Here is a 22,023-nt window from a genome sequence, read left to right as displayed (position 1 = left end):
CATTTATACGTTTGAGTCATTGTCATAATAGGAATATTTACTATACTTGGTACTAGAACAATACATACAAGAAGTTTTATATAGACAGCAGAATTGCAGTCTCCCAAAAATCGGAACTTTTACAGTTCAGCATACGTCTGCGCGTTTTGATGTAACAGATAATACTATTGAGCCCCCGGGCGAGAAAGTCGTGTTCGAAGAGAACTGGACAGACGATGGCAGATGCGCCGAATGGATAGCACAGCGGGAAAACCTCGTACTGTCTATTGCGCGGCTCAAGATGGACAAATACATCGATGAACTGAAGGCTACCCTGCAAACGGGCAGACCGGTGGTAATACCCGGCGTGGGACAACTACAGGCCAATACCATTGGCATTATCTCCTTTGTACCGGAAGTGATGCCTGTTACCATGGAGACCCTGCATGTGAAACCTGTGATACGCACGGATGTAAGTCATAAGATAACGGTGGGGAATACCGAAATGGTGGGCACTACAGTGATGAACCACTTAACAGCTTCTCCTGATCATACCTCTTCTACTGCTGAATACCCGGATTTCCCGGAGAGCGGCTCCCGCTTCCGCTGGTGGTGGGTGGTAGCGCCTGTTGGGGCTTTGCTGTTTGCCTGGCTCATCTGGTGGCTGGCGGAACGCCAGGATGCCAATGCCAATAAAGCGGCGGAAGTAGCCAGTGCGGCAGTGGATACCATGAAGATGAAGGAAGAGGTTAAACAGGTGGATACATTGCCACCGGCGCCTCCTGTGTCTGATACGATAGCGTATTATGCGGTGGTAGAGACTTTCAAAAACAAGACGCTGGCAGAGAAAAAGTATGCCACACGCATGAAGAATTCATCTAATAAAATAAGTTATCAGTTACAGTATACTGCTGCGGATTCTTCTATTTGGGAGATAGTAATACCACTCCGCAGTGTTCCGGCGGATACTACAAAAATGAAAGATTCAATCAGAAACTTAATTACTCAGAAAGTAAATCTGCACTTTTAAGGGGTTGAAGTTTTTAAAGCTTTTGGGGCTGGATATTCTCAGATATCTGGCCCTTTTATATTTCCCGGGCTACTATATCCAGTCCTTCTTCAAAGCTGTGGGGCTTATAACCTAATTCCTTTACTGCTTTATCTATCACAAAACCTGTTTTAGCGGGGCGTTTTGCCGGCTGGGTAAAGGTTTTTGCATCTACCTGTTCCAGCATCTGGGGATTTAATTTGAAATATCCGGCTGTTTGCACCGCCATTTCGTAAGGGGTGAGTGTTTCACTTCCTGAGATATGATAGATACCGGTAGCCTTTTTATCTGCTACCAGCTTACATCCTGCTGCCAGGTCCTGTACCAGCGTGGGGGTACGCCACTGGTCAGTCACTACTTTCAGCTTCTTACCCTGTTCCAGGTTATTCTTTACCCAGGTGATGATGTTACTGCGTTTAGGATCTGCGGCTACACCGTATACAAGTACTGTACGAACTATAGACCAGGCCAGTTTGCTATTCTTTACCAGGCGCTCTGCGGCCACTTTACTGGCTCCGTAATAACTAAGCGGGTTTACTGCATCTTCTTCCGCATAAGGGCCCTGCAGGCCATCAAATACAAAGTCCGTAGATAAGAACAGGAAAAAGGTATTCGTTTTTTCAGCAGCCTGAATGAGGTAACGTGTAGCACTGACATTGATATCCCAGCAGGCATCTTTGTTTCGCTCGCAATCATCTACCTGCGTCATCGCCGCAGCATGGACTAATACATCGGGCTTGTGTTTTTCCAGCAGGTGCTGGACACTTGTTGCGTCCCTCAGGTTAGTAGCTTCGTAAGTGTATCCATCCTGAACTGGCAGGCGGTTGGGGCCTCTTCCGGTTGCGATGACTGTATACCGGCTATCCTGTAAAAAAACCGGTATCAGGTGTTGGCCCAGTAATCCATTGCTTCCTGTTATTAATACCTTCATAACAGTAAATTACTGATTTTATCAATCACAAAGAAAAAGGGCTGACCTGGTTTGATTTTTTTGTGATGGTGCGATGCACCATCACAAAAAAATGGAAGGGGTTTTGCGGGGCTGCACCCAGGTTTGTAGTTATTTCACGGTCATCCCTAAGTTATACATGGTAAAAGCCCAGATATCTGTGGCTTCATCAATCAGCTTGGAGGTAGGTTTCCCTGCGCCATGGCCGGCTTGAGTATCTATACGTATAAGCGTTGGGTTAGGGCCGGCATTAGCTGCCTGTAAGGTAGCTGCGAACTTAAAGGAGTGCGCAGGCACTACACGGTCGTCATGATCGGCAGTGGTAACCAGTGTAGCCGGGTACGTCGTACCTGGTTTCAGGTTATGCAGCGGGGAATATTTAATCAGGTAAGGGAACTGGTCTGCTTTCTCACTGCTGCCATATTCCACTACCCATGCCCAGCCAATCGTGAATAACTGGTAGCGCAGCATGTCCATCACACCTACTGCCGGCAGCGCTACTTTAAAGAGTTCCGGGCGTTGCGTCATACAGGCGCCTACAAGCAGGCCACCGTTAGAACCACCGCGGATAGCAATATGCGCAGAACTGGTGTATTTCTCTTTGATCAGGTATTCTGCTGCCCCGATAAAGTCGTCGAACACGTTCTGTTTGTGTTCCATCATCCCGGCTTTGTGCCAGGCCTCTCCATATTCACTGCCACCACGCAGGCAAACCACTGCAAGAATCCCTCCCTGTTCCATGAAAAACAGGTTAGATACACCGAAGGCCGGTGTCTGCGGAATATTAAATCCACCATAACCATACAGCAATACAGGATTATCCCCCGTATTCTTTATTCCTTTTTTATAAGACAGGAAGATGGGTACACGGGTACCATCTTTACTATTAAAGAATACCTGTTTGGTTTCGTAATCATCCGGATTGAACTTCACTTCCGGTTTGCTGAAAAACTCAGACTTACCGGTTTTGATATCATATTTATATACCATACCCGGAGATACATAGGAAGTAAAGCTGTAGAAAAACTCCTTATCCTTTTTTTCTCCACCGAAGCCGGAAGAAGTACCAATACCCGGCAGGGTGATCTCCCGCTCCAGTTTACCTCCGTAGCTGTACTGGTATACTTTGGTAGAAGCATCTTTCAGATAACTGGGGAATAACCAGCCACCGGCAGTACCTACTCCCTGCAGCACTTCTTTCCTCTCAGGAATGATCTCTTTCCAGTTTTCTTTTTCAGGATGTTTGGGATCTACCAGTACTACCTTATAATTAGGTGCATCCTGATTGGTGTGCATCAGCAGTTTATCTCCATCATTATCTATTACAGATGGTTCATAATCAAAGCCTTTCACCAGCAGTTTGAAGTCTGTCTGAGTAGGGTCTTTCATATCCCGGTACCAGAGTTCCGTACCGGAAGTACCTTCTGAGGTGTGTAATATTAAGAAGCGTTCATCTTCGGTGACACCCACTCCGGCATTACGCAGGGGGTGTTCTTTATCCTGGTGGATCAGTTCATCCTTGTCCTGGGTGGTACCTATTGCATGATAATATACTTTATGGAACTCGTTCTTTTTGGAGAGTTTGCTGGATTCATCGGGTTTATCATAACGGCTGTAATAGAAGCCATGACCGCGCCAGGAGATGCCGCTGAACTTGATCCAGTCGAGGGTATCTGCCAGCAATCCTTTGGTTTCTACGTCCATAACAAACGCCTGTTGCCAGTCGGACCCTGCCTTTGCCAGCAGGTAAGCCGCATATTTCCCATCTTTAGAAAAAGAGACAGCGCCGAGGGCTACGGTCCCGTTTGCAGAGAGTTTATTGGGATCTATAAAGACTTCCGGAGTAGCATCCAGGGTTTTGTGGCGGTATAATATAGCCTGGTTTTGCAGGCCATCGTTCTTATAGAAGTAATAATAATTGCCTTTTTTGAAGGGAGCGCCTATACGGGGATAATTCCAGAGCACTTCAAGGCGTTTCTTAATAGCGTCCCGAAAGGGTATCTTTGCAAGATAAGACTGTGTCACTGTGTTCTCTTCCTGTACCCAGGCCTTTGTATCGGCACTGTTATCATCTTCGAGCCAGCGGTAAGGGTCCGCTATAGTAGTACCGTGATAATTATCCGTCACATCCGTTTTACGGGTTTGCGGATAGCTGATGCCTGATTGTTGAGCCATTACTGTTCCGGTTGTTATAAAAAAGCATAAAATAGAAAAGAAGAATAAACTTTTTAATTTTCTTTCTGTATTTAAATTATACATATGTGTATTTTTAAAAAAATTAAGGCTGTTGGTTAACTAAAATTGAAATTTTTGCTTAATTCATCAGAATACTATTAGAAACAAAAGGCAAAATGTTATTTTTGTGCGCCCGTTTGATATTTTTTAGCAATTTATGCATAAGCAGCGTGATTCTCAGGAAAAAACGAGCGAATGGGTAAAAATTGAGAAGTGTGAATGATGAATGCGTTTCATGACACGTTCGGGGGATATCGGGGTAAAACAGGATCAAATCAACGTAGGGGTTCCCTGAATCCATAGACAAAAACGTAGAGAGGGAAATAAACATAACTATGAAAAAAGTTAATAACATTGCAGTCCTAACTTCGGGCGGAGATGCGCCAGGCATGAATGCTGCTGTTCGTGCCGTTGTGAGGACGGGAATTTACCATCAGCTGAATGTGTATGGTGTTATGTATGGTTACAGGGGAATGCTGAAAAACGAGATTTTCCCTTTGGAATCCAAATCTGTAGCCAACATTATTCAGAGAGGCGGCACTATTCTCAAAACAGCCCGCTGTAAAGAGTTCCATGAGTACGAGGGACGGAAAAAAGCCTACGAAAATTTAAAGAAACACAATATTGACGGCCTGGTAGTGATTGGCGGGGACGGTTCCTTCAACGGAGCGTACAAGCTGAGCCAGGAGTTTGATATCCCGTGCATAGGTTTACCCGGTACCATTGATAAGGACATTGCAGGAACAGATTTTACTATTGGTTTTGACACGGCTGTGAACACTGCTGTAGACGCGATCGACAAGATCCGTGATACAGCTGATGCGCACGACCGCTTATTTATAATAGAGGTAATGGGCCGTGATGCCGGTTATATAGCCCTGCACAGTGGTATTTCTACCGGTGCAGAGCATATTATGACTCCGGAACACCTGATTGACGTACAGGATATCATTGAGGATCTGCAGGCGAATGAACGCCGCCGTAAGATGGTGAACATCATTGTGGTAGCAGAAGGTTCTACCGCAGGAGGTGCTGAGGAAGTGGCCAGGCAGATCAAGGAACAATGTCTTCAGCTGGATACCCGTGTGACCATCTTAGGTCATATACAGCGTGGTGGTTCTCCTACCTGCCAGGACCGTATCCTGGCCAGCCGTATGGGTTACGCTGCTGTAGAAGCATTGCTGGAAGGTACATCCAATGTGATGGTAGGTATTGTAAACAACAAAATTCACTATACTCCGCTGGAACAGGCCATTAAGGCGAAAGAACACATTGATCCTGAATGGTTAAAGATCACTAAAATACTTGCGAGTTAAAAAATAGAGCTATGAGTACAAACGATTTATCGAAATACGTAAACAAACAGATGGACCATAAGGCTTCCAGGGCACATTCTCAACACAAAACAAAAATCGTTGCTACCGTTGGACCAGCATGCGATACCTACGAAGGATTACTGGCACTGGTAAGGGCCGGCGTTAATGTATTCCGTCTGAATTTTTCACATGGCTCTCACGAGGATAAGCTGCGTATTATAAAGCTGATCCGCCAAATCAACACTACAGAACCTTATAACGTTGCCATCCTGGCCGACTTACAAGGTCCTAAACTGCGTGTTGGTGAAATTGAAAATAATGCACTGCCACTGGTTCCCGGACAGATCCTCACGTTCGTGAACGAAAAAGTGGTAGGTAATGCAACAAAAATATATGTTTCTTACCCTGACCTGCACAAGGATATCAAACCTGGTCAGAAAATCCTGCTGGACGATGGTAAGATCGAAACTATTGTAAAAGAAGTAACCGCTGCCGGCGAAATCAAAGCAATCGTATCCTTCCCGGGTGTACTTTCTTCCAAGAAAGGTTTCAACCTGCCAGATACCCAGGTTTCCCTGCCTGCACTGACAGAAAAAGATGAAGTTGACTTACAGTTCATCATCGATCACGAATGTGACTGGGTTGCCCTGTCTTTTGTTAGACATGTAGATGACCTGCTGTTACTCCGCAAACGCCTGAAAGAACGTGATTCTAAAATAAAGGTGATCTCTAAAATCGAGAAGCCAGAGGCTATCGCTAATCTGAAAGAAATTATCTGGGAAAGTGATGGCGTAATGATCGCCCGTGGTGACCTGGGTGTGGAACTGCCGGTTGAGCAGATCCCAATGATCCAGAAAGATATCATCCGTAAATGTATTCACCGTGCGAAACCGGTAATCGTTGCTACCCAGATGATGGAAAGCATGATCGACCGTACCCGTCCTAACCGTAGCGAAATCACTGACGTAGCGAACGCTGTACTGGAAGGTGCTGATGCTGTGATGCTGAGCGGTGAAACTGCTACCGGTCAATTCCCTGAGCTGGTTATCCAGACTATGAAGAAAATCATTGACGAAGTAGAAAAAGAAGACATCGTTTACAACCGTAACCTGATTCCTCACCGTCACTCCCCTTCCTTCCTGAGCGATGCACTGTGTTATAATGCCTGTAAAATGGCAGAAGACCTGGATGCTGATGCCCTGATCGGTATGACACAGAGCGGTTACACCGGCTTTATGCTAAGTAGCTACCGTCCACGCTCTCCGCTGTATGTATTTACCAAAGAGAAATCCCTGGTAAATCAGCTGAGCCTTAGCTGGGGTGTACGCGCTTTCTATTATGGAGAAGAAGAAAGCCTTGATAATATCATCGCTGACCAGATCGGTATCCTGAAAGAAAGAGGTTTCCTGAAAGTTGATGACGTGGTTGTTAATACTGGTAGCACACCGGTTAAACAGCATCTGCCAACTAATACAATTAAGATTACAAAGGTGACTGAGTAATTTTATTTATGTTATAAAAAGGAAAGCCTTCCCGGATGGGAAGGCTTTCCTTTTTATGATTTTTTGGTGATAGTGCTGCGCACCATCACCAAAAAATTAAAGGGTCTTTGCAGGGCTTCGCCCTGCACCCAAAATGGCACCCGTTTAAAAGTTGAGGACTACTCTTGTAAACAACCTGATACCATTGAAGCCCATCTGAACAGGGTCCCAGGCACCACCGGCTTCACCATCAAAAGCAGAGTTTTTAGCTGCTTGTACAACGCCTAAATCAGGATGTACATTGAAGATATTATCTGCGCCGATGAACCAGTTGATATGAGAAGAGAATTTATAACTGGCGTAAAGGTCTGTCACCATCTTACCCTTGTAATTGAATTGCTCAGGTAACAGGGTACCATCAGCATCACTTTCTACCTGTGGATTAATACCAGTACCGGCCAGGTCTCCTGCAAAACCATAACCCAGCAGTTCTATCTTACCGAAGTAAGTGAGGTGTGTACCCACACTCAGTTTATTTACGCCATATTCCAGGTTTACACCCAGTTTCACCGGCGGTGCAGATGCTAATACAAACTTCTCTTCACGATCACTGAAGAACTCTTTCTGATGCAGGTAACTATCATTCAGAGAACCGGGCACATTTACTTTATCAATATTCATGTGTTGAATATTACCCGTAAATAATCCCCTGAAATGCTGATTACCCCAGCGTTTATTATAATCAATTACGATATCTATACCTGTGTTGGTTGTATTTACTGCATTCGCAAAGAACTGCGCATTGTCAATACGTAAATCATTCAAAGCATTATAAAATGCAGGTGATAAAGTAGTATCTCCCTTATTAAACTGTCCGGATAATACGATCCTGTCCTTTACTTTCACGAGATAACCATCAATAGTAATCGTTAATTCGCTCAGTGGTTTCCAGGAGAAACCAAGACTTGCATTCACAGATTTTTCCTGTTTCAGATCAGGAATACCTGCTGCTTTTGTAATAGGATCATAGTTAGGGGCAATCTTTACTTCAGAGATAGTACCACCCTGTACGTTCGTAAACTGAGAGCTGTAATTGATCTGTTGTAAGGATGGTGCACGGAAACCAGTACTTATAGATCCCCTGATATTAAAGTTATGAGTGAGCTTGTAACGGGAAGCCAGTTTGTAAGTGCTGGTAAATCCAAAGTCACTGTAATTCTCTGCACGGATAGCAGCGCCTATCAACCATTTCTTGGTCACATCCAGTTCTGCATCAACAAAACCAGCAATGTTGGAACGGTCTGCACTCACTACATCTGTAGGTCTGTAACCAGGGAATCCCTGGGAACCTGTGGCTTTGAAAAAAGTAGGATCGTAGTTCGTGTATGATGCTGCTTCTCCTGCATAAATCTTATAATTCTCATAACGGTATTCCGCACCAAAAGCCAGGTTTAACCCTGCTGCTACTGTTGGAATAGATTTATCGAAAGTAAGGTTGGCCGTATTCTGTAAGAAGGAGAAACCGCCATCATCAAAGTGTGTCTGGTTTGGTCCGAGAGAGGCGTTAAATGTTTTATCTCCGTAGAAATGGAAGTTGTTTTTACCAAGTGTATTACTCAGGTCCCAGTTCCAGTTGTTACCCAGTTCACCTTTGATACCTACCGCTCCGGATGCATCACTGATATGCGTCTGAATATGCGGATCGTATACGGTGTCTAAAGGTCCGCCGCCGGGAGTAGCTACGGAATACATGATATCCTTATTGAAGATCACATTACCATTGGCGTCTGTAGGGAAACGATCAGGATGCGCACTTGCAAAAGGGTTGTACCCGTGTAATGTTCTTGTGTAAGCATATGCATCAGAGGATTTATAGTTATATCCGCCGAAAGCATAAAAAGTAGTACGGCCATCTGCAAAGGGAACTTCCATATTGATCATTCCACCACCGGTGGTTTTGGAAGCATCTCCGTTAGATCTTCTTACTGCATTTACAGGCAGACCGTTTTTATCCGCCAGGTTGGTATCCAGTGCCTGACGGTATGTTTTACCCTGTACGAGGAAGTTACCTGAGAAGTTCAGGAAGCCACCCTGTTTACCTAAAGGAACACCATAACTGATACCGAACGTACCGGTATTACCATCTATAGGGTTGCTGTATTTGTATTGATTCTGATCACGACCAAAATAAGTATTGTATTTATGATCATAATAACCTGCGTAACCCGCATTGATATAAAGATGATTGACATCCTTTTTGAGGATCAGATTGATAACACCTGCAATGGCATCAGAACCATATTGAGCAGAGGCACCATCACGTAATATTTCAACACGGTCTATCGCTGCTTCCGGAATGGCATTCAGGTCGGTTCCTGAGTTACCACGGCCACGGGTCCCAAATACGGCCACGAAGGCTGTCTGGTGTCTCCTTTTGCCATTTACCAGTACCAGTGTCTGGTCCGGTCCAAGCCCCCTGAGTGTAGCCAGGTCTATCTGATCAGCACCATCACTACCACTTTGTTTGTTATAGTTGAAAGAGGGAGCGGCCATATTTAATACAGCGGTGAGGTCCATTTTTGCGGTAGGCAAAGAGGATTGTGAGAGGTTGATGATATCTACGGGTACAGGCGTTTCCGTTTTCGCCCTTCCACCCCCACGTGTACCTACCAGTACTACCTGGTTCAGTTCAGATACGTTGGATATAAGCTGAATATCGATGTTTGTACGACCATTCACCGGCTGTGACTGTGCAATGAAACCGATGGCACTTATTTCCAGCACATCATCACTTTTGGCTTCGATGGAAAAGGTACCTTCTTTACTGGTGAGCGTACCTGTGCTGGTTAATTTAATTCTTACAGTGATCCCTTCCAGCGGAACGCCTGTGGTAGCATCAGTAACCTTCCCGGTAACTTTTAGTTTCTGGGCATAAGACATTGAAAAGAAAAAAAGTAGCATTGCTACCAGACTTAGACTCCTGATTGACATCATAAATGGTGGATTTGGGTTATGTCTAAATATAAACATTTTCCATAGGTTCAACAACGTGGCGAACTGAAATGTTCAGATGTCTTACATTTACACTCCACGTAGCGGCATGTATGTTGCCGTAAAAAGTAAAACTGGTTTTATGAGTACTTTCAAGAGTATTAATCCATACACACAGGAAACCATCGCTGAGTATGCTGCTCATACAGAAGCGGAGATAGAACAATTGCTGGCATGGGGTCACCAGACCTTCCGCCAGACAAGACAGATCCCTTTGCAGCAACGCTGTGACCACATGCTGAAACTGGCAGCTCTCTTAAAAGAACAGGCAGATGTACACGCCGCAATCATTACCAGGGAGATGGGAAAAACCTTGAAAGAGGCAAAAGCAGAGGTGTTGAAATGTGCCGTTTCTGCGGAATATTATGCACAACATATCGCAGAGATGCTGCAATATAAACCGGTGAATTCCGATGGGCAGCAGAGTTATGTTGCCTATGAACCCAAGGGTATCGTGCTGGCTATTATGCCCTGGAATTTCCCTTACTGGCAGGTATTCCGTTTTGCCATTCCGAATATACTAGCGGGTAATACAGGTTTACTCAAACATGCCAGTAATGTCAGCGGCTGTGCCCTGGCTATAGAAAAGCTGTTCCTGGAAGCGGGTTTCCCGGAGGGCTCTTTCCAGGCAGTGCTGATTAATTCCAAAAATATTGAGCCGCTGATAGCAGATACACGTGTACAGGGGGTAACGCTTACGGGCAGTACGGGTGCGGGCATGAGCGTGGCCGCATTAGCCGGGAAATACATTAAAAAGACAGTGCTGGAACTGGGTGGCAGCGACCCTTTTATCGTGCTGAAAGATGCGAACATTGAAGAAGCTGCGAAGATTGCAGTGAAAGCACGTATGCAGAATGCGGGGCAGTCCTGTATTGCAGCCAAACGCTGGATAGTGGAGCAGTCAATATCAGGTGATTTCACAGACCGGGTGAGTGCCTTACTGGGGCAGATGAAACAGGGAGACCCTTTCCTGGCAGATACGGATATGGGTCCTATGGCAAGGCCGGACCTGGCTACCGAGTTATCCCAGCAGATGCGTAAAACGATTGCCCAGGGGGCTTCTCTTATATTGGGTGGCAAACAGGATTCAGCGAACTTCTCACCTACCCTGCTGACCGGCGTGCAGCCCCGTATGACCGCTTTTGACGAGGAGACTTTCGGCCCGCTGGCTGTGATTATCAGCGCAAATGACGAGCAGCATGCGATTCAGCTGGCCAACCAGACACCTTTCGGACTGGGGGCTGCTTTGTGGACTACCGACCTTGATAAGGCGAAGAAGCTGGCTACTCAGATTGAGAGCGGGAATGTGTTTATCAATGCGATGGTACGGTCAGATGCGCGTTTGCCTTTTGGAGGCGTTAAACAATCCGGCTATGGAAGAGAGCTGTCAGTAGAGGGAACACATGAGTTTTTGAATGTAAAAACGGTTTATATCGCCTGATTACCGGCTATCCAGTGATCACATATCAATTTTTGAATGTTTGAAGGGTTTATATAGCTTGCACCTGTATTTATCGCAAACGGCAACAAAATCGGCATGACCAGGAATAATTACGCTCCCTATATTACTATTACACGGGAAGAATGGGCTAAGAGAAGCGATGATCCAATGTTACATCTGTTAAAGGATATAGATGCGTTACACGGATTGAATGAGCCGCTGACAACAGAAGAAATTACACAGATCTACGTTCCGCTGTCGCGGTTGTTAAACCTGTATGTAACTGCTGCGCAGGGTTTACATGCTGCTACCAACAGTTTCCTGGGCAGCCAGGTACATAAAGTTCCTTACATCATTGGCATTGCCGGTAGTGTGGCTGTAGGCAAAAGTACTACAGCCCGTGTATTACAACGGCTGCTGGCCGCCTGGCCCAATCATCCGCGGATAGCGCTGGTGACGACTGACGGGTTCCTTTATCCGAACAGGATACTGGAACAGAAAGGTATCATGAACCGTAAAGGTTTTCCTGAGAGTTATGATATCCGCCGCCTGATCCAGTTCCTGGCCAGTGTGAAATCGGGCAAAGGGAAGGTGACAGCGCCGGTTTACAGTCATCTTGAGTATGATATACTGCCTAATGAATTACAGACCATAGAATCGCCCGATATTGTGATTGTAGAGGGAGTGAACGTGTTACAGGTGAGACCCCGTCAGCCACAGGTACAAAGGGAACCTGCCATCTTCGTATCCGACTTCTTCGACTTCTCCATTTATGTGGATGCGGAAGAAAAAGATCTACAGGAGTGGTATGTAGAACGTTTCAAATCTTTGCGCAGGACGGCCTTCCAGAATCCTGATTCATATTTCCACCGTTATGCACATCTTTCTGATGCAGAGTCTGAGGACTTTGCCAGGGGTATCTGGAATGAGATCAATAAACCTAATCTTGAATTAAATATTATGCCTACACGTTTCAGGGCAAGTTTAATTCTTGAAAAAGGAAGTCATCACTTTGTTCAGTCACTCAAACTGAGAAAAACCTGATGCCTGATATCACTGTTGTGAAAAACGCTTTATCCCAAATGGACCCTGGTGCTGGTGATAACTGGCATTTATTTGAACCTTTACTGCAGGAAGTCCATTTCAATACCGGCGAATATCTTGCCCGTGCCGGGAGAATATCAACAGCTATTTATTTTATTTCCGAAGGAATTGTAAGGGTATGTACCGATGAAGTATCCCTTGATTTTGCCTTTCCCGGGATGTTTTCCACTGCTTATGCATCTTTTATTACACAAACTCCTTCTGCGGTTAATATAGAGGCGATAACGCCTGTAAGCGGCTTTGTTTTTTATTATGATGCTTTGCAGGTGTTATATCGTCAAAGCCATGCTGCTGAACGGACCGGCAGGTTATTGGCCGAGTATCAGTATTTAAGAAAATATCAGCGTGAGTTATCCTTTCTTCAGTATTCTGCACAGGAAAGGTATTTACAGTTGCTGGAAGAATATCCTCAGATAGTACAGCAGGTCCCTGTGAAATATGTGGCTTCTTTTCTGGGTATTAAACCAGAGAGTTTAAGCCGGATCAGAAAGAATCTAAAGGGATAACCAGATCCAGGCTATATATACTGGCTGAAAAGCCAGTCTGCTCCAGGTATACCAGGGTTTTGCAGGTAAACCGCCCGGGGCAGGTAACTGCTTTACCGCTACATAAATATTTGCAGGGAACATAAGTATCAGCAGGATGGTTAATCCCCAGGCTGCATACCACTGTGTGGCAGGAAATAATAACCCGGCCCCCAGGATGATCTCCCCTATTCCACTAAGGATAACGAGTTGTAAAGCATAGGGTAACCAGGGTTCTATCATGTAAGTGAGTTTCCTGGGGGTCAGGACATGCATACACCCTATCATAATGAACATACAGGCCGCAGCAATACCTGCGTCATGCGGGAAATGTAACAGGTAAGGCAGGTGAAAAATGAAGCCTGTTAAGAGTAATAACAGACTGATTGATAATAAACCAGATAGGAATGCCATTTTGTTTTTGTTTATACAAAGTTCCGGTTTATACATATGCGCCGGACTAACATATGTTAGGTTCCGGTATTAACAATTATTTATAGGTATCATTTTTGCAGTCAAGATGTATAACGAATACATTTGTTTCGAATCTAAAAAGAGTACTAATGAAAAAAGCCCTTTATCCGATAGCGGCATTATTGATTGTCATTGCATCAGCATTTACTTTTCTTCCTGCACAGGATTACAAAATAGCTGATGGTTATTCTGTTAAGTTTTCTGCATCCGGCGCATCCGGAATATTCAGAACATTAAAAGGAGATATTTCTTTTGATGAAAAAAATCTAGCTGCTTCAAAGTTTAATGTTACGATTGATGTTACTTCTATCAATACAGGAAATGGATTGAAGAATACACATGCAAAAGGTGGTAACTGGTTTGATGCAAAGAAATACCCTGAGATTAAATTTGTATCCAAAGAGATTGTAAAATCCGGTACTGGTTATACGGCGAAAGGAACACTTGAAATGCATGGTGTGAAAAAAGACTTCAGTATTCCTTTTACATTTGTAAAGAACGGAAACGGTGGTACGTTTAGTGGAAAATTTGATGTAAACCGCACTGACTTTGGCATTGGCAGCCCAGGTGGAAAGGTAGATGATATAATAAAACTGGAAGTATCTGTACCAGTAAACTAATAACTACTTATTCGAGTAAATATAAAAAACCCGGACAAATCGTCCGGGTTTTTTTAGGCATAATTTTGATTAACAAATCATACCATTACTTAACCCATTCATTAACATGGGTTGCGTTGCCCATACTTAATTCACGGGCAGAAATGGTGAAAGCAACAGTCATCGGATTCTGATTGTCAGCGTCAAAAGACTCTTCAAACTTTACCAGATAACCTTCTTTAAAAGAAAGCTTTTTCGACACTGCGTCTGTGTCTCTTTTGTAGAAAGTAACGGTGCCATCTTTGCGTTCAAAGCTGTTCACCATCCACTCAAAAAGATCAGTTTCACCAGTTGATTCGACAACTAAACGGATGCGGCCTCCACGGGTTATGGCAGATGGACGGCCTGTAGCATCAACTTCCTGGGTGAGGTCGTAGCTGCAATGTTTTACGTTTAATTTTTTGCCAGCTACTTCAAACACTGATTTGAAAGACATGGGTTAAATGTTTAAGGTTTACAATAAAAAATAATAGTCAACGAGGTATTTATTTATCTATTTATTTATATGCTTCAAAAATAAAATAAATATCCTGTATGGACAAGGTTAACAATGGGGTAAATGCAGACTTTAACACATGAATATTAATATAATTCGTTTATTTTTTAATATGAATAAGGGCCAGCAGCCGGGGTTGCAGCCATTGGCCCTCATAAGTAATTCATCTTTAGCGAGATCGCATGAGTTGTCTGTTATAGTCAAGTTCGTTTCTCGCATTTTCCAATTCCTTATTGATATCATTGATCTTTTCTTTCAACTCTGCAATAGTTTGCTGTGCATTCTGCAAACCACGTAACTGCTGTTTGCTTTGTTGCAACAACAGACAATTCTGAATGATGTTTGCATATAGTCCATAATGGCTTACCACATCTTTAGGGATAGAATTACGCATGTTTACGAGGTCCTGTGCAATCACCTGATCTATGTAATTCGCATTCTGATTAGGCAAATTTATAGAATCGAGGTTGTTCCTTACCTTCTCCAGCTTTTGCAGAAAATCGGCCTGGAAAGCCTGTTCCTGACGGAATGTGCTCAACTGTTTGCGCAGTTCTGCATTCTCCCTGGCAGGCACCTGGAAATTAAAGAAGATAGCCAGTACGAAAAGGCCCACTGTGGTGACAAAAAATAACAGGAACCATAAGAATGCAGAGGTCCTCTCACGTTTATTAAGTACGCGCATGTATTTATCGTGTTGTTAAATTAATATATTGAGTTAATCTGTGAAGAACCAGCGTTTGGTTTTATGCTTACGTATATATTCAGCATCTTCTGCAGATTCTTCTTTTACAAATATTCCGCTATCCATTTTACGACCGATGTAATCCAGTCTGCTCAGGCTTTCAAACAGCTTATTCATTGCACGTACAAACGGTATCATAGGTTGCAGGCATTCTCTTACATCAATATGTTTATAGCGGATATTGGCGCAGTTTACCATCAGTGTTTCCAGTTCTCCCTGTCTCAGTTCACACCATTCTGATAAATAATTCAGCAGTTCTTCTTTACCGGCACTCGCTCTCTGATCGATGGCATTCTTCATGGTGCGTGCCAGTCCGGCCACTACTTCCAGCATAGCAGCAGGCGACTGATAAAGACCCAGCCAGCGGAACTGTGAGATGCGTGTACTGAGGTACTGCGTAATTCTTTCTGTAATGTATAACACTACCTGTGCAAGGTCGTTGTTCTGATTACGTGCATATATTTTCTGTACGATGTTCACACCATACAATTCCAGTTGTCCGAGGAACTGATCCAGTTCCTGGTGCAGGTCCGTCAATGCAGGATGTGAGGACACCATTGAACAGGGTGGAATGTAATCATCATCCAGCTGCGGACGCCCATCAATGATAGAGATACGGCCCAGCACCATCTGGTAACTGCCCAGTTGTCCGTTTGGCAACTGTGATACAGGTGCTACGTATAAATTGTATTCCGGCGTAGCGTATGGCAATCTTGGCGGATCTTCCGTGAGTAAAGGTTCTCCGCTGGGTTGCCTGTTAAAGGGGTTTACCTGTATCAGGATATAATATACGTTTTCTGTATGCTGAGGGTCCCAGTTATATACTGCTTCGGGAAAAGTGGTTGCATATTTCAATGAATGAACGGTATGTTCAGGTATTTCAATGCGGGCACCACCGGGCGTTACAGCACGGCATTCCGTTAATTTGATACGCCATTGCTGCTGATTATCTGCGATGAACCAGCAACGCAAAGATTCTTTGCTTTCTGCCTTTGCCGGTAACAGTCCATAGTTCTGTGCATGCAACCCGCCGGAAATAGCATCTCTTATCTGATCCAGCATTGCATTTTCTGTATCGATAAAATGCTGCTTTTTTATTTTCATGCCATCTACCCAGTTAACGGGGAAATGTTTAAGCGGCTCTGCCATTTTTAAATATTTAATTGATTACTACTCTGCTGCATATGATGACGCTGTTCTCCCTCATACCATTCATGAATACCGGTTTTTCAGGGTCCAGTGTGCTGGCTATACCCAGCCATCTGGATTTGAGGTGGAATACCCAGCCATAGGGCTGTCCGTTGGCATCCATGATATCAATAGGTGTATTCGGGTATTTGTCGTTGTAGTCTGCTACAAAATGATAGAACAGGTCTCCCAGGTCCATCTTGATAGGAGTACGTGCCCTGAAATAAGTACGGTCTTCATCCGCACTTTTCTTTTCCAGTTCAAAACCTACTACGATGATATCCCGCATATCATCTTCATTCACTTCCGGCTGATCCTGGTAAGCGGGGTATTGCCACCATTTATGGAGCTTCACCGGTATGGCCATCATCCTTTCGAAAGTCTTGTATACAAATGTGGGCAATGCAAAAACTAACAGGCAGGTGAGCATGGGGTAATAGAGAAAATCTCCCTGTGTGAAGAGGTATTGCACCAGCACGAATCCTATACCACCAAATAACCAGATGGCTATAATAAAGGCCAGTTCGGAGCCAAGCGTGTTTTCATTTGCCCAGAAATGAGTGTACATGAGATGACAATGTACTACTCCAAGCCCCATGAACCACACCTGGTAAAACAAGTATTGGTTCATCAGGTTCTGGTGTGTAAAAAGAAAAGGAATGGAACTGATCACGGCATATGCAAGGGTCATACCTGCGAGATACCACAATGCCTTTTTCTTATATAACGTAAAGTTTTTAATATAACGTCCCAGCAGTCCCACTATCAATGCGCCGATAGCGATCACCAGTGCCAGTACAAAGTAGATTTTACCTCTGATCATCATAGTTATTCAAAGTAGGGTTAAGTATGGTTTAAATGCAAAAATAGTTCCATTTAATGCCTATAGATAAAAATTGTAGCCCATAATGCCTTCTTTAGGCTGGTTATCAGCCACTACTATTTTTTTCTCTTCGGGATGGGGTTCCAGCACTGTTTCCACTTCCACATCTGCAGGCAACAGAAAGCCCAGGCATACTTCCAGTAATTTACCATAAGGTTGCCAGGGCAGGAAATCGTATATACGCCGCTGTTGCAGGGGACCTATTGTTACTTTTACACGGGGCATATCCGTGTAGAAAAGATTGCCTGTCATGGTATCTATTCCAAGACGGCATTCTCCCAGTCCGGTCTGTATACCTGCCGGTACAGCGCTTGAACCGTTTTCTGCTGTGACACGAACGGGTTCATCCAGAATAGCTTGTAAGTATAATTGAACGAGTGGCAGGTTACCTGCTATACGATGAATATACGGTAATAGTTTTACCAGCCTGTTCACACCTGTGGAAGGCAAGCCGGTGGGGATACCCCAGAAGGACAGGAAAAGCTGATCAGCATCTTTCCCGAAAGCATCAAACAGCAAGTGTTTTTCGCGTTGTTCCAGGAATACACGTTGTAAAAAAAACTCATGTTCTATGGGGCGGAAAAACTTGCGTGCTTCCTGTTGTTCCTTCTGCTGTTTTTTATAATTGGCCACCATGTCGCTGACAGCACGCTGTTGTTTCTGCGGTGTAAACTCATGGAAAAGTCCTTCGGGAAGACGGTCATAAATCCCATCGCGGGATAATGTTAATGTAATAAAGGGATGATAGGGTTGTGAATCATCCAATTGTGCATCTAAAATATCTTTATTAAAAGCACGTGTAAAAACGTTCTGCATTTGTACCGCCACTTCATCTTCCTGCACATGATTATCCAGTAGTTCACCTACAACGACTTCTGCACGTACATCGTAATGTAAGCGCCTGATATGGTCTATCACTTCTTCCAGCACATTGGCTTTTTGGGCATTATTTAACATCAACTGGTTAATTTAGGTTTTCCTCACTTTGGGTTCTGGGTCACATTCCGCTTTTCAAATGTTAAAATTTCAATAGCGAATGTAGGTTGTTTAGCAATTTATCTAAAAAAATATTTAAAATTGCATAAATACGAAAAACCCAAAGAACCCATGACCCCACGCAAGTCAACAAACGAGCGAAAAGTGAGTACGTACACACCATTTCGTAAGATTACAAGCCATATCGACCCAATGGTACTGTATACGTTCCTTTCTTTACTGGCAATCAGTATTGTCATACTGGCCTTCCAGGTTTCCGGCAAGGAAGATTGCAGCAAGGGCAGCATATTACTGTCCAGCCAGCAGAATGCAAAAAAACACAATTCATTTACCACCGGTGAGGTGATTACTTTCAAAGCAGACAATACCGGTAAAACCCGTGCAGACATTTCCTGGGATTTTGGTGATTCTACCGACCAGGCACAGGGTTTGCAGGTATACCACGCTTTTAATAAAGCAGGCAGTTACACGGTAACTGTGCGGGGCGGAAAGTGCAGCTGGCATCAGGAAGTGGTAGTGGTGAACGCTATTCAGGACAATGTTCCTCTTCCATCATCCGACCTGTTCCCTGTGATAGAAGGCCCTTCTGAAACGCTTGCAGGACGCCCTGTGACCTTTACCAACCATTCTTCCAATGCTACCAAATGGCAATGGCGTTTGTTGCAGAACGGCGCTGAAACGCATAGCGGAAAATCAGTTGTGTATACATTCTCCTCACCAGGTGAACGCATTTTAACCCTGATCGTGAACGGGGATACCAGCAAGATGGTGACAAAACACATACAGGTGTTTGCTTCACAGCCAGCACGCCGTAATGAGCATTTTGAACCCATGCCTTTCCCTGAAGAGCCGAAACCGGCAGATAATGCTGCTGCGGCACAACCAGTGCCGGAAAAGCCTAAAACGCCGTCTATTTCGGATGATGAGTTTAAGTTTATGCTGGCCCAGGTGATAGATAAGCAAAAGAGTGCGGGCGACTTCTCTCCTTTCCTCTGTAATAACCTTAACGCAAATGTATTACTGAATGATAAGGATACCGACTCGTTCTCTCATTTCTGCTCCCGCATCCGTGGTAAGAAACGCTTTAAAATAGAGCTGGTGAACCTGATCAAAGATCAGAATGGTTGTGTGAAAGAGATCCGTATCAGATATGATAAGAAATTCCTGGGTATATTCTAATGATCATGAAACAATATTATAAACTGCCACTGGACTTTTCCCGCATGCTGCAAAAGAAGGACCTTCCTGATTGCAACCTGGAAGAGTCTGTGGCCCAGCATATACAATTGCTCATTACTACCGTACTGGGTGAGAATAAAGATGATCCTCAATATGGCTGTCAGCTCTGGGATTCTGATTTTGATATCCGCGCTTCCAATAACGAAGTGAAAGAGTCTGTAGAGCTGGCTATCAAAGCCTCTATTATACGATATGAGAAAAGATTATCACAGATAAGAGTAGTTGCCATGGTGAGCCAGGAAGAATTTCCTTCAGCCACTTCCCGCAAAGTGAAGAAGAAAATAAGAGTAACAGTAACGGGTGTACTGGCACGGAATAAAACCCCTTTTCACTATAATAGTTTCTTTTATGTAAGCCCGTTGTCTTACGATTAAACTTATTGTCATGGCGAAAGAACAAAAAGAAAGAATAAAAGACCGGATGCTGAAAACTGCTGCCAGATTATGGGGATACCCGGATGCTGAAGTAGAAACATCTTTTGACCCTATCGTACAGTTGCTCTTAGAGGCTTGTGCGAGTGAGCTGGAAAAGATTTCCGGGGAAGTGGACGTATCACATGCACGACTGGTGGAAAGACTGGCGCAGATCATGATGCCGGAGCCTATTACCAGCAGTCAGCCTGCGTATGGCATCCTGCATGCCAGCAGTAATGAAACAACGACTACGCTTACACCTGATCACCAGTTTTTTTATACACTAAGGAACGGGTTTAACAGTCAGGATTTGTTTTTCATGCCAGTGGCGCAGCATAAGTTGTTCCGCGGGCAGGTGAAGTATATGGCAATAGGGAATAAACTCTATGAAAGCAAAGAGCAGTGGTTTAAGGAACAGGTGTTACAGGGGACTTTGCAAACAAATACCCCACCGAATCATTTGTGGCTGGGGCTGAATATGGAAGGCACACCTTCTTCTCTGGAAGGATTGTCTTTGTTTTTTGATCTGAGGAATGTGCATCAGCAGGAGATGTTTTATTACTATCTGCCTTTGTCCCACGTTTTTATAGGTAATACTGAACTCACTTTTAAAAGCGGGTACAGTCATAGCCGTGCTTCTGCGGAAGAAGACCTGGATGCGATTATGCAGCCGGCTTTTGATACGAACAGCAAGTATAGCCAGCAGGTATTACAGCGTTTTCGCCGGCACTTTTTAACAGTCACCAGCAGTATAGGCTTACCGCCTCAGCAACCGGCACCGGCTACTTTGCAGCAGATATTCGGGAATAGCTTTGCCCCTTATAATAATGAGATCTGCTGGATACGGGTGGAATTCCCGGAGACTATCCGTCATTCTCTTTTAGAAGACCTGTTTTGTTCGATTAACTGTTTTCCGGTGATTAACAAAAAGGTGAATGAGCAGTCGCAACGTCTGAATAAGTACCTCAACATTATGCCCCTGCATACTGCGGATATTTATTTTGATGTGAAGCGGGTGTATGATACCAGTGGATTTGACTACCATGTAAGGAACTTTACTACGGCCGGAGAAATGCAGGAAGGAGAACTGGTGATCCGTAGCAGTGGAATAGGCAGGTTTGATTCCAGGGAAGCCAAGGAGATCATTGCATACCTGATAGAGGTCATCAGGGATGAGAGTGCAATGTTTGAAGAAGTGCGGAATGATTATGTGGCCAGCAGAATGCGGGAGTTACACCAGTTAATTGCTTCTCTGGAAGAACAGTTGCAGCCCGGTACCAACAGGGGGAACATTCCTTACCTGATGATCAAGCCAAGGGAGAATGCAGACTATCTGTTCTTAGAGTTTTATACAACCAATGGTAGTATTGCAAATAACATCCGCATGGGTAGTCATTTGCAGGAGTATGGCAGTATACAGGTAAAACCGGGTACTATCACCCTGTTGTCGAATACCCAGGGAGGAAAAGACAGGTTGAATATAGATGAGAAGATCAATCTTTACCGGTATCATTTGTTAAGTCGTAACCGGGTGGTGACACCGGAAGATATTAAAGCATTGTGCAGGGCTGTGTTGGGTAAAGAAGTGCGTGAGGTAGCTATATCAAAAGGTGTAACAGTGAAGCAGGGTTCTACGGAAGGCTATAGCAGAACAATGGATATTAAGATCCTGCTGTCAAAGCCGGCGGAACATTATGCCGCGGGAAATCTTGTTTATCTGAAAGATGAGTTGTTAACACAGTTGCAGGAGCACTCTGCGAATAATTATCCTTACAGGATATTTATGAATGAAGTGCTGATGTAAA

The 22,023-nt window shown here is 44.2% G+C and carries 19 protein-coding genes; 10 read left to right on the top strand and 9 right to left on the bottom strand.

The features are described from left to right. The first annotated feature begins 46 nt into the window (after positions 1-46). The gene (locus BMW86_RS18540; RefSeq protein WP_143056616.1) at positions 47-1,009 is read left to right on the top strand and encodes an HU domain-containing protein; all 963 of its coding nucleotides are present in this window, start codon (positions 47-49) and stop codon (positions 1,007-1,009) included. 55 nt (positions 1,010-1,064) lie between these two features. Here BMW86_RS18540 and BMW86_RS18535 read toward each other — a convergent pair whose 3' ends face one another. Both BMW86_RS18535 and BMW86_RS18530 read right to left on the bottom strand, forming a co-directional pair. After that, the gene (locus BMW86_RS18535; RefSeq protein ID WP_089783201.1) at positions 1,065-1,958 is read right to left on the bottom strand and encodes an SDR family oxidoreductase; all 894 of its coding nucleotides are present in this window, start codon (positions 1,956-1,958) and stop codon (positions 1,065-1,067) included. A 129-nt stretch (positions 1,959-2,087) separates the two neighbouring features. Beyond that, complete coding sequence (locus BMW86_RS18530) at positions 2,088-4,151, bottom strand: prolyl oligopeptidase family serine peptidase (protein WP_089783726.1); 2,064 nt, start codon at positions 4,149-4,151, stop codon at positions 2,088-2,090. Positions 4,152-4,546: 395 nt separating this feature from the next. Between BMW86_RS18530 and pfkA the strand changes: the two genes are divergently transcribed. Together pfkA and pyk are read left to right on the top strand one after the other, a co-directional pair. Beyond that, positions 4,547-5,527: a 6-phosphofructokinase gene (pfkA, locus tag BMW86_RS18525; protein ID WP_089783200.1), complete on the top strand. Its 981-nt coding sequence runs from the start codon at positions 4,547-4,549 to the stop codon at positions 5,525-5,527. Positions 5,528-5,538: 11 nt separating this feature from the next. Further along, positions 5,539-7,029, top strand: a complete 1,491-nt coding sequence (pyk, locus tag BMW86_RS18520; protein WP_177189304.1) for a pyruvate kinase — start codon at positions 5,539-5,541, stop codon at positions 7,027-7,029. Between the two features lie 144 nt (positions 7,030-7,173). Here the strand turns inward: pyk and BMW86_RS18515 are convergent, their stop codons facing one another. Beyond that, positions 7,174-10,002, bottom strand: a complete 2,829-nt coding sequence (locus BMW86_RS18515; RefSeq protein ID WP_177189303.1) for a TonB-dependent receptor — start codon at positions 10,000-10,002, stop codon at positions 7,174-7,176. A gap of 139 nt (positions 10,003-10,141) precedes the next feature. On the opposite strand from BMW86_RS18515, the gene BMW86_RS18510 reads away from it, so the two are divergent. From BMW86_RS18510 to BMW86_RS18500, 3 genes are all read left to right on the top strand, one after another. After that, entirely contained in the window at positions 10,142-11,500 is a 1,359-nt protein-coding gene (locus BMW86_RS18510) for an NAD-dependent succinate-semialdehyde dehydrogenase (RefSeq protein ID WP_089783724.1), read from the top strand. Positions 11,501-11,596: 96 nt separating this feature from the next. Further along, positions 11,597-12,544, top strand: a complete 948-nt coding sequence (gene coaA, locus BMW86_RS18505) for a type I pantothenate kinase (RefSeq protein ID WP_089783198.1) — start codon at positions 11,597-11,599, stop codon at positions 12,542-12,544. Further along, positions 12,544-13,110 (top strand): Crp/Fnr family transcriptional regulator, encoded by a 567-nt coding sequence (locus BMW86_RS18500; RefSeq protein ID WP_089783197.1) that lies wholly within the window; start codon positions 12,544-12,546, stop codon positions 13,108-13,110. The genes coaA and BMW86_RS18500 overlap by 1 nt, the downstream gene beginning before the upstream one ends. Here the strand turns inward: BMW86_RS18500 and BMW86_RS18495 are convergent. Beyond that, complete coding sequence (locus tag BMW86_RS18495) at positions 13,099-13,542, bottom strand: DoxX family protein (RefSeq protein ID WP_089783723.1); 444 nt, start codon at positions 13,540-13,542, stop codon at positions 13,099-13,101. The two genes, BMW86_RS18500 and BMW86_RS18495, sit on opposite strands and share 12 nt — an antisense overlap. A gap of 149 nt (positions 13,543-13,691) precedes the next feature. On the opposite strand from BMW86_RS18495, the gene BMW86_RS18490 reads away from it, so the two are divergent. Next, positions 13,692-14,222 carry a YceI family protein gene (locus BMW86_RS18490; protein ID WP_089783196.1) on the top strand — a complete coding sequence of 177 codons (531 nt, stop codon included), beginning with the start codon at positions 13,692-13,694 and terminating at the stop codon, positions 14,220-14,222. 85 nt (positions 14,223-14,307) lie between these two features. Here BMW86_RS18490 and tssD read toward each other — a convergent pair whose 3' ends face one another. From tssD to BMW86_RS18465, 5 genes are all read right to left on the bottom strand, one after another. Further along, a complete protein-coding gene (gene tssD, locus BMW86_RS18485; RefSeq protein WP_089783195.1) occupies positions 14,308-14,697 on the bottom strand; it encodes a type VI secretion system tube protein TssD in 390 nt (129 codons plus the stop codon). Positions 14,698-14,926: 229 nt separating this feature from the next. After that, complete coding sequence (gene tssO, locus BMW86_RS18480; protein ID WP_089783194.1) at positions 14,927-15,439, bottom strand: type VI secretion system TssO; 513 nt, start codon at positions 15,437-15,439, stop codon at positions 14,927-14,929. Between the two features lie 33 nt (positions 15,440-15,472). Continuing rightward, a complete protein-coding gene (locus BMW86_RS18475; protein ID WP_089783193.1) occupies positions 15,473-16,648 on the bottom strand; it encodes a hypothetical protein in 1,176 nt (391 codons plus the stop codon). A 10-nt stretch (positions 16,649-16,658) separates the two neighbouring features. Further along, positions 16,659-17,513 carry a TssN family type VI secretion system protein gene (locus BMW86_RS18470; protein WP_089783192.1) on the bottom strand — a complete coding sequence of 285 codons (855 nt, stop codon included), beginning with the start codon at positions 17,511-17,513 and terminating at the stop codon, positions 16,659-16,661. A 57-nt stretch (positions 17,514-17,570) separates the two neighbouring features. Beyond that, a complete protein-coding gene (locus tag BMW86_RS18465) occupies positions 17,571-18,527 on the bottom strand; it encodes a type VI secretion system baseplate subunit TssG (RefSeq protein WP_089783191.1) in 957 nt (318 codons plus the stop codon). A gap of 150 nt (positions 18,528-18,677) precedes the next feature. On the opposite strand from BMW86_RS18465, the gene BMW86_RS18460 reads away from it, so the two are divergent. Genes BMW86_RS18460 through BMW86_RS18450 form a run of 3 tightly spaced genes read left to right on the top strand, consistent with a single transcriptional unit; the run spans position 18,678 to position 22,022 of the window. Further along, complete coding sequence (locus BMW86_RS18460; RefSeq protein WP_089783190.1) at positions 18,678-19,745, top strand: PKD domain-containing protein; 1,068 nt, start codon at positions 18,678-18,680, stop codon at positions 19,743-19,745. 5 nt (positions 19,746-19,750) lie between these two features. Beyond that, complete coding sequence (locus tag BMW86_RS18455) at positions 19,751-20,179, top strand: GPW/gp25 family protein (protein ID WP_177189302.1); 429 nt, start codon at positions 19,751-19,753, stop codon at positions 20,177-20,179. Positions 20,180-20,189: 10 nt separating this feature from the next. Beyond that, positions 20,190-22,022, top strand: a complete 1,833-nt coding sequence (locus tag BMW86_RS18450; protein ID WP_089783188.1) for a type VI secretion system baseplate subunit TssF — start codon at positions 20,190-20,192, stop codon at positions 22,020-22,022. The last annotated feature ends 1 nt before the right edge of the window (position 22,023 follow it).

Origin of the sequence: Chitinophaga sp. YR573, from assembly GCF_900110995.1 — a bacterium.
Lineage (GTDB): Bacteria > Bacteroidota > Bacteroidia > Chitinophagales > Chitinophagaceae > Chitinophaga.
Note: the sequence above shows the minus strand (reverse complement) of the source record. Positions and strands in the feature narration are given on the sequence as shown.

What these genes read in the sequence shown, in the direction of transcription:
- BMW86_RS18510 (WP_089783724.1), top strand. Translation starts at nt 10,142, where the DNA reads ATGAGTACTTTCAAGAGTATTAATCCATACACACAGGAAACCATCGCT.
- BMW86_RS18470 (WP_089783192.1), bottom strand. Translation starts at nt 17,513, where the DNA reads ATGATGATCAGAGGTAAAATCTACTTTGTACTGGCACTGGTGATCGCT.
- pyk (WP_177189304.1), top strand. Translation starts at nt 5,539, where the DNA reads ATGAGTACAAACGATTTATCGAAATACGTAAACAAACAGATGGACCAT.
- BMW86_RS18490 (WP_089783196.1), top strand. Translation starts at nt 13,692, where the DNA reads ATGAAAAAAGCCCTTTATCCGATAGCGGCATTATTGATTGTCATTGCA.
- BMW86_RS18455 (WP_177189302.1), top strand. Translation starts at nt 19,751, where the DNA reads ATGAAACAATATTATAAACTGCCACTGGACTTTTCCCGCATGCTGCAA.
- BMW86_RS18460 (WP_089783190.1), top strand. Translation starts at nt 18,678, where the DNA reads ATGACCCCACGCAAGTCAACAAACGAGCGAAAAGTGAGTACGTACACA.
- BMW86_RS18530 (WP_089783726.1), bottom strand. Translation starts at nt 4,151, where the DNA reads ATGGCTCAACAATCAGGCATCAGCTATCCGCAAACCCGTAAAACGGAT.
- BMW86_RS18475 (WP_089783193.1), bottom strand. Translation starts at nt 16,648, where the DNA reads ATGGCAGAGCCGCTTAAACATTTCCCCGTTAACTGGGTAGATGGCATG.
- BMW86_RS18500 (WP_089783197.1), top strand. Translation starts at nt 12,544, where the DNA reads ATGCCTGATATCACTGTTGTGAAAAACGCTTTATCCCAAATGGACCCT.
- BMW86_RS18450 (WP_089783188.1), top strand. Translation starts at nt 20,190, where the DNA reads ATGGCGAAAGAACAAAAAGAAAGAATAAAAGACCGGATGCTGAAAACT.
- tssO (WP_089783194.1), bottom strand. Translation starts at nt 15,439, where the DNA reads ATGCGCGTACTTAATAAACGTGAGAGGACCTCTGCATTCTTATGGTTC.
- pfkA (WP_089783200.1), top strand. Translation starts at nt 4,547, where the DNA reads ATGAAAAAAGTTAATAACATTGCAGTCCTAACTTCGGGCGGAGATGCG.
- coaA (WP_089783198.1), top strand. Translation starts at nt 11,597, where the DNA reads ATGACCAGGAATAATTACGCTCCCTATATTACTATTACACGGGAAGAA.
- BMW86_RS18465 (WP_089783191.1), bottom strand. Translation starts at nt 18,527, where the DNA reads ATGTTAAATAATGCCCAAAAAGCCAATGTGCTGGAAGAAGTGATAGAC.
- BMW86_RS18495 (WP_089783723.1), bottom strand. Translation starts at nt 13,542, where the DNA reads ATGGCATTCCTATCTGGTTTATTATCAATCAGTCTGTTATTACTCTTA.
- BMW86_RS18515 (WP_177189303.1), bottom strand. Translation starts at nt 10,002, where the DNA reads ATGATGTCAATCAGGAGTCTAAGTCTGGTAGCAATGCTACTTTTTTTC.
- BMW86_RS18535 (WP_089783201.1), bottom strand. Translation starts at nt 1,958, where the DNA reads ATGAAGGTATTAATAACAGGAAGCAATGGATTACTGGGCCAACACCTG.
- tssD (WP_089783195.1), bottom strand. Translation starts at nt 14,697, where the DNA reads ATGTCTTTCAAATCAGTGTTTGAAGTAGCTGGCAAAAAATTAAACGTA.